The sequence below is a fragment of the Mesotoga sp. UBA5825 genome (assembly GCF_002432955.1).
GTDB lineage: Bacteria > Thermotogota > Thermotogae > Petrotogales > Kosmotogaceae > Mesotoga.
Map to the genome: position 1 here is coordinate 1 of NZ_DJHG01000081.1, position 6009 is coordinate 6009.

Genomic DNA, 6009 nt, shown 5'->3' on the forward strand with positions numbered 1-6009 from the left:
CTGCTCCCTGGTTATCGCTCACATTGAAAGTTACCGTATATACTCTGACGAAATTGGCAGTCACCGTTTTGTTTCCGTTCATAGTCAGATTGGCCGGATTTGCAGAGCCGCTCAGATCTCCGCTCCAGCTGTCGAAAGCCCAGCCGGCAGAAGGATTAGCAGTTAATTGAACAACCTCACCGTGATTGTACTTGGATTTGTCCGGGTTTCTGGTTACCGTCCCCTGACCAACTACGTTTGTCGTCAATGTATAGGTCTTGAGATTGAAAGTGGCAGCTATAGTATGATTGGCCGTCACGTTTGTGAAGTTGTATGTGGAGACGGCTCCAACGGAAACTCCATCTACCTTTACGTCTTCTATCTCGTATCCGGTATTCGGGGTTATGTTGAACAATCTATTCGATCCATGTTCTACCTGCACATTCCCTGCGGGGTTTATATTGCCTCCCGCTCCCGCCGTCGCGGTGATCGTGTAGGTCTTCAGTCTGAAGTTGGCTACGAGTGTCCTGTTCGCAGTCGCTGTGAACGAGTAAGCGGCATTCGCGCTCACCTGCACCCCGTTCTCTGTCCAGTTGACAAATTCGTAGCCTTCGTTTGGAGTGGCCAAAAGGTTTACAGTATCTCCGTGAGTGTAGTTTCCTCCGCCGCTCACATTTCCACCGGCCGGAGGATTTGCCGAAACGGTTATTGTGTAACTCTTAAGTCGGAATGTAGCGTGAATGGTGTGGTTAGTCGTGACGTTTTTGAAGTTGTATGTGGAAACGGCCCCAATAGAGACTCCATCTACCTTTACGTCTTCTATCTCGTATCCAGTATTCGGGGTTATGTTGAACAATCTGTTCGATCCATGTTCTACCTGCACATTCCCTGCGGGATTTATACTACCTCCAGCCCCCGCTGTCGCGGTGATCGTGTAGGTCTTCTTTGTGAGTATCACACCGACTGTCTCATCGCCATCGACATTGACGTTCCCCGTATCGTTGTTATATCCCGTCTTGCTTATCGTGTATGATCTTGATCCGGACTGAACGTTTGTGAAGACGGCCTTTCCCTGCGCGTCGGTGCTCTTGTTCTCTCCGTTGAAGGCGACGTTAGCACCCTGAACTGCTCCCTGGTTATCGCTCACGTTGAAGGTCACTGTATATGTTGGAGGAGGCAGAAGTGAGAAGCTGGCGTGGATCGTGTGGTCAGCAGCGACTTCAGTGAAAGTATACGATGTCCTCGGTCCAACAGACTCCCCATCGATCAGTACGTCTTCAACGTTGTAGCCCTCATCGGGAGTTATAGCAAACTCCTGATCATCTCCATGATTTACTGAGACATCACCAGAGGGATCTATGTTTCCTCCCGCTCCATCCGTCGCGGTGATTGTGTAGGTCTTCAGTCTGAAGTTGGCCACGAGCGTTCTGTTCGCGGTAGCCACGAATGAGTAAGCGGCATTCGTGCTTACCTGCTCTCCATTCTCTGTCCAGTTGACGAACTCATAGCCTTCGTTTGGAGTGGCCACAAGGTCCACAGTGTCTCCGTGGTTGTAGCTCACGGCTCCAGTTACCGTTCCACCGGCAGGAGGATTGGCCGATACGGCTATTGTGTAAGTCTTAAGTCGGAATGTAGCGTGAATAGTATGATTGGCGGTCACGTTGTTGAATGTGTAGCTGGATACAGCTCCAACGGAAACTCCGTCTACTTCGACATCTCCTATGTCATAACTGGCATTGGGAATTATTGTGAATGATTGACTCGAACCGTGGGTAACATTCACATTCCCTGCGGGGTTTATATTGCCTCCCGCTCCAGCCGTCGCGGTGATCGTGTAGGTCTTCAATCTGAAGTTGGCTACGAGTGTCCTGTTCGAGGTCGCCGTGAACGAGTAAGCGGCGTTCGCGCTTACCTGCACTCCATTCTCTGTCCAGTTTATGAATTCATAGCCTTCGTTTGCAGTGGCCACAAGGTTAACAGCATCTCCGTGATTGTAGCTCCCGGCTCCAGTTATTGCTCCACCGGCCGGAGGATTGGCCGATGCGGCTATCGTGTACTTCTTTATTGTGAAGGTCGCTGTTACTGTCTTATTTGAATCCATTGCTATGTTTGCGGGATTTGCAGAACCACTAAGGTCTCCGCTCCAGCCGGCGAAGTTCCAGCCCTCATCCGGGGTAGCGGTAAGCTGTACTTCCTCTCCATAATCGTATGCAGTTTTGTTCGGATTCTTCGTTACAGTTCCCTGGCCTACTACGTTTGTCGTCAGTGTATAGGTCTTGAGCTTGAAAGTTGCGTGGATTGTGTGATCTGATGTAACTTTGGTGTAAGTGTAATTGTCGACTTGCCCGATTGATACTCCGTCAGAAACTACATCTTCTATAGCATAACCATCATCGGCAATTACACTGAAATTAATACTGTCTCCATGATCGACTTCCACCTCTCCGGAAGGATCTATGCTTCCTCCCGGTCCTGCTGTCGCAGTGATAATGTAAGCCTTCCTTTCAAGAGTTACTTCTACAGTTTTGTCCTCATCCACGTTAACGCTTCCAATAGCTTCGTTGTAGCCTGCCTTGTTCACAAAGTAATCCTTGTTCCCCGCCAACACACCAGCAAACACTGCTTTGCCACTCGCGTCTGTGGTCTTTGTCTCACTATTGAAAGTGACGTTCGCTCCTTGCACGGCTCCGGATGAATCAATCACTGAAAACGTTACGGAAAATGATTCTTCTCCCACAACTTGAACGCTGACTTTCTTCAAAGCGCTCTTGTATTTGTCTTTGGTCGCCTCAATTGTAATCTCTGCCTCTCCGGCAGAGACACCGATTACCATACCAGAAGTTGTGACTGTCGCTACCGATTCGTTGTTGGAAGAAAACTTCAAGGTAGCATCCTCTGGTTTTACTTTGATTCGTATCTGCTCCGACTCACCGATTCCAATTGACAGCTCTGAATTCTCTATTGACAGAGTTACGTTTCGAAAAAGAAAGCAACCTTGGGTCGAGAAAACCACAAGAACAAGCAAAATAGACAGTAAAACTGATGAGGTCTTTTTCACAGAAATCTACTCCTTGAAGGAAATATGTAATTTCAGAATACCTGCTATTAAGATATTTTACCATTTTGTCATATTATTCAACAAAGCGGGGTACCTTAGAATATCAATGATTATTTGGGTTTATTAGTATAGCGCAGGGCTTCACGGATTTCTTCTATGTGAACTCCCCAACCAGCGTTGAGAAACTGGTTCTCTTCAATTTCCTTTCCGCCTCTTCTGAGTTTCGGGCTGAAGCCTAGCGGCAGATGAACCGTCCTGCTCTGGATTGCCCAGACCTTCCCTTTCATGTCCACTATCGGCCCACCGCTCTGGCCAAGAAGACCTGGTGAAGAGGTCTCAACGAATTTCGCAATCTTCTTTGCCTCTTTGAATGCAGGAGCCACTACGGTTCTTGTGTATATTCCCTCAATTGGATAGAGCGAAGGCAAGCTCTTGCTGTCCATCAAAAATCTGGAGTTCTTTTTGTCAAAGGAGGCTCTTATTCTCGAAAAGGGATAACCGACCCTGCACAAGCTAGTTCCAATACTCATTTCCTCAGGTGTCACGAAAACCGGATACTCCATGATCTCAGAGGGGTCGAACGGGTCAAGTCTACCAACAACTAGATCGGACTCTGGGAATGGCTTTATATCCTTCAGGCTCTTCCCATCTCCACCCCACCAAAACGAATGGTTTTCAATCTTCTTCTCCGGATCGTTTTCCTTTTTCGTCTGCTGCTGTTTGTATAAGAAATACGATTGCCACAGGTGAGCAACTGTAATTATCCAGCCTTCTCGATTAAGTATCATGAAGGTCCCGCAAGTTGCGGACACCTTGCCCGTACCGCTTCTCGTAAGAACTACGACCGGTCTTGTGAACTGACTTGCTATCCTAAAAGCTTCCGAAAACACTTCGCACCTCCAGTAGCGTTGCCTGAATTCAGATGCTGCTCTTAGCCGATAGTCTCTATCCAGAGACTTTTCGCTTGCATTTTCGTACAAAGAGACACATTAGAATGGTAACATACCGGGGTTTCTCGTCCTAACTTAATGCGGTACAATTTAGCTGATCAATGATATCGGATTAGGAGTGATCACTTGAAAGTAGCATTCAGGACATTCGGTTGCCAGATGAATATGAACGATACAGAAGCTATGATGGGTATTCTCTCTGCCGCCGGTCACAAGATTGCAGGCAATGAGGAAGAAGCAGACGCAATCATCGTAAACACATGCGCCGTAAGAGGCAAATCAGAGGACAAGCTGTACGGCAAACTAGGCCAGCTGAAGGCGCTTAAGAAGAAGAACGGGAGACTTCTGGTAGGTGTCTGCGGATGTGTAGCCGAGAAGAACGCCACCGAACTGCTTACTCACAAAGAGGTCGACTTCGTGTTTGGGACACGCTCGATTACGAAAGTAGATGAATTGCTCGGAAGAGCGGAGTCGGGCGAGAGATTCATAGAGATGGGCGACTTCATCGATGAACTCGATTCGGATACTCCTAGAATTAGGACTAGCTCGCATCACGCCTGGATTACCATAATATTTGGATGCAACAAATTCTGCTCATACTGCATCGTTCCCTATACAAGGGGCAGAGAAAAAAGTAGGAACATGAACGACATTCTTTCGGAGGCAAGGGGACTTGTCGCAAAAGGTTATAGAGAAATAACTTACCTTGGACAGAATGTCGATTCATACGGAAAGGACTTGAAGGATGGGTCTACACTTGCAGAGCTAATAAGAGAAACGACGAAGATAGATGGAATTGAAAGAATCTGGTTTCTCACTTCATACCCAAGAGACTTCAGCGACGAGTTGATTGAAGTAATTGCTTCATCCGAAAAGATATCTCGCTCCATCCACTTGCCCGTTCAGTCGGGAAGCGATCGAATCTTGAAAGCAATGAACAGGGGCTATTCGAGAGAGTACTATCTAGATCTCATCGAGCGTGTCAAAACAAGAATTCCTGACGCAACCTTGAGCACTGATATTATTATCGGCTTTCCCGGGGAGACAGAAGAGGAGTACGTAGAAACGGTTTCGCTTGTAAAGGAAATCAGATTTGAACGAATCAACCTGGCAATGTATTCACCCAGAGAAGGCACGTTATCTGCAAGAAAGATGGCCGATGATGTTCCACAAGAAGTGAAGACTAGAAGGCTCAATGATCTTCTCACTTTGCAAAAACACATCAACAGGGAAGAAAACGAGAAGTATCTTGACAGAATTATAGATGTAATCGGCGAAGGCAAGATCAAAGGAAACGGCAAGATCTACGGAAGAACAATGAACAACAAAATCGTCATCTACGAAGCACAACCCGAACTGATCGGCAAATCTGTTAAGATCAGAATTGAAAGGGTATCCGCGGGACCGTTGTATGGAGTAATTACACCATGAGACAGGGGTGCGGGGTTGCAGGTTCGTGGTAGGAAAGAGAAAAAGATCAGTTGCAAGATGCAAGTTCCAAGTTGCAAGCAACAAAAGCAAGGCTAGATGTTCGTGATTGGAGATCGGAAGATCAAGAGAAACTTGTTCGTTATTGAGCGGTTCGCCGTTGGCCCAAGAAACCTGTTTTTTCGTTCCGGAACAAGTATCTGTCCTTCGTTTTTGGTCAAACCATTTATTCAAAGAATAGCGAGAAGGGGAAAGCAAAGAGGGCAGGGATAGGCACGGATCCGGAGCATCTCAGAAGCTTTGAAAAGCTCTTTAATCCCCTCTTGAGAGGGGTGGCGACGGCTCCATCGTCGACGGGGTGTGTTGAACACATCAAGAACGGACCGCATGTTCAGCATGACAGATCGTGTCACATTTGGTGTAGTTTCTCTGTCCTGCACTTGCAACTTGGAACTGGCAACTTGCAGCCGCTCTATTTAGAGGACTGAGGACTGTTGACCGACAACGTTGTTTTCATCAGCGGCCAGCGGGTTTTTGCTCTTAAGCGTTCAGCGGTTCTTTCGAAGGCCGGATCCATGATTTGGGGCGAAGGAC

At 47.4% G+C, this 6009-nt stretch carries 3 protein-coding genes; 1 reads left to right on the forward strand and 2 read right to left on the reverse strand.

Translation table 11 applies throughout. The annotated features are described in order from the left end of the window. Both B3N33_RS07805 and B3N33_RS07810 read right to left on the reverse strand, forming a co-directional pair. On the reverse strand, positions 1-3037 hold a 3037-nt coding region (locus B3N33_RS07805; protein WP_292592862.1), incomplete at its 3' end, for an InlB B-repeat-containing protein. A 110-nt stretch (positions 3038-3147) separates the two neighbouring features. Then, positions 3148-3927 carry a trypsin-like peptidase domain-containing protein gene (locus B3N33_RS07810; RefSeq protein ID WP_292592864.1) on the reverse strand — a complete coding sequence of 260 codons (780 nt, stop codon included), beginning with the start codon at positions 3925-3927 and terminating at the stop codon, positions 3148-3150. Between the two features lie 186 nt (positions 3928-4113). On the opposite strand from B3N33_RS07810, the gene miaB reads away from it, so the two are divergent. Continuing rightward, positions 4114-5418 carry a tRNA (N6-isopentenyl adenosine(37)-C2)-methylthiotransferase MiaB gene (gene miaB / locus B3N33_RS07815; RefSeq protein WP_292592865.1) on the forward strand — a complete coding sequence of 435 codons (1305 nt, stop codon included), beginning with the start codon at positions 4114-4116 and terminating at the stop codon, positions 5416-5418. Positions 5419-6009: the final 591 nt, after the last annotated feature.